The sequence below is a fragment of the Massilia sp. CT11-108 genome (genome assembly GCF_047302915.1).
Classification (GTDB): Bacteria; Pseudomonadota; Gammaproteobacteria; order Burkholderiales; family Burkholderiaceae_D; genus Telluria; species Telluria orientalis.
The window spans coordinates 1-1,784 of the sequence record NZ_JBKYMO010000800.1; the positions used below are offsets into that span (position 1 = coordinate 1).

Annotated in this window: 1 protein-coding gene; it reads right to left on the reverse strand. The window is 70.2% G+C overall.

Annotation, left to right across the window (positions count from 1 at the left end; genetic code table 11):
* Positions 1-1,772, reverse strand: a 1,772-nt coding sequence (locus ACEN88_RS30840; protein ID WP_413345862.1) for a beta-galactosidase, incomplete at its 3' end; no start/stop codon positions are given.
* Positions 1,773-1,784: the final 12 nt, after the last annotated feature.

Sequence of the window (1,784 nt, forward strand, 5' to 3'; positions counted from 1 at the left end):
GTATCGCCGGCCAGGTGCAGCCGGCCGCCCTCGATGCGGGCGGCGCGTACGAGCGCCGGCGTCAGTTCGAGGACGCGGCCCGCCGGCGTGTCCTGCATCCAGAAACGCTGCGACGTGCCCTCGTCCGCGATCAGGAGCAGCAGCGGCGCGCGTCCACCACCCGTGATGCGTACGCGCGCCAGGCCCGTGTGCGCATACGCGAGCTTCAGGTCCCCGCGCGCCGCGTCGAACGTCGTGCGCACGTCGCCCGCCAATACCTCGACTTTCGGTGCGGATGCATAGCGCAGCACCGTCTCGCCGCTCTCGCCGTCACGGCCGTGCAGCAGCACGACGTCGCGCGCCCCGTCGCGCAATTGCGCCTGCAGTTCGGACGTGGCATACACGAGGTGCTGGCGCTCCAGCGCGTAATCGGCCAGCAGCATCTTCGCGTCCTGGCCATTCAGGCGCGCTGCGATCGTGTACGTGCCGTCGCGCGTGGTGACGTCGAACGAGAACGCATCGTCGGTCAGCAGGTCGGACGGGCCGTGCACGGCGAACAGCACGTGCGTGCCGAGCTCCGTGTTGACGTTGTGGTAGAGCCGCACGCGCGGGTTCGTGGTGCGGATCTCCGGTCCCTTGTCCATGCGCGCGAGCACCGGCGCGGCCGCCTGCACGAACATGCCCTGCTGCTTCAGCGCCAGCGCCTTCGGACGCAGGCCGCGGTCTTCCGCGATCGGGGCGCCGTAGTCGTACGACGTGTACACGATGGGCCCCGGCAGCCAGCCCCACGACGTGCCGCCGAACGCCATGTAGATGTTGTGGAGCGTGATGCGGTTCATCAGGTTCGTCCCGTAGAACACGCGCTGGTAGCCCTTGCCCTGGCGTTGGGCCGTGCACGCGTACGTGCCGTTCGAGCCCCAGTAGTCGAACCAGCCCGCCCCGATCTCCGCCACGAAGCCGGGCGTACCGGGGGAGCTGGCCGCGCCCGCCTTCGGTCCCGGCGTCGCGTAGATGCCCCAGTCCGGCGCCTTGTTCGGGCCCGCCGGATTCGCGTGGACGTCGCAGGCGCCGCCCGGATAACCGTCGAACGCATACAGGTCCACCGGTCCCGGATTCGCCCACGGCGCGGACGACGCCGCCGGCGTCCAGTCGGGCAGCCGACCCGCAGCGTTGTGGAACAGCGGCACCGTGATGCCGTCCGCGCGCGCCTTCGCCGCCAGGTGCGCCATCTGGCGTACGTGTTTCGGCTCCACCTTGCCCAGTTCATTCTCGAGCTGGTAGGCGATCACGGTACCGCCGCCCGTCGTCGCCTGGTGGCGCGCGATGATGGCGTCGATCTGCGTCATCCATTCGTCGACGGCCGCCAGGTAGGCCGGATCGTCCGTGCGCGCCTCCGCCCGGTTGCGGAACATCCAGCCGGGGAAACCGCCGCCGGACAGCTCCGCATTGACGTACGGCCCCATGCGCGCGATCACGTACATGCCCTCTTCCTCCGCGATCTCGAGCGCCCGCTCCACGTTGCGCACGCCGGAAAAATCGTAGACGCCCGGCGCCGGCGAGTGATAGCCCCAGTCGAAATAGAACGACACGCCGTTGAACCCGACCGCCTTCATCTTCTGGATCACGTCGCGCCACTGCGCGGGGTCGGGCAGCCGGAACGGGTGGATCTCGCCGGACCACACGACGATCCGCTTGCCGCCGACCGTCAGCGAGTACGGATCCCAGCCGACCTGCCGCGCCTTGCCGCGCGGGCGAACGGCGGCGGCGACGTCCTGCGCACGGTCGGCCAGCATGTCCGGCGCGGC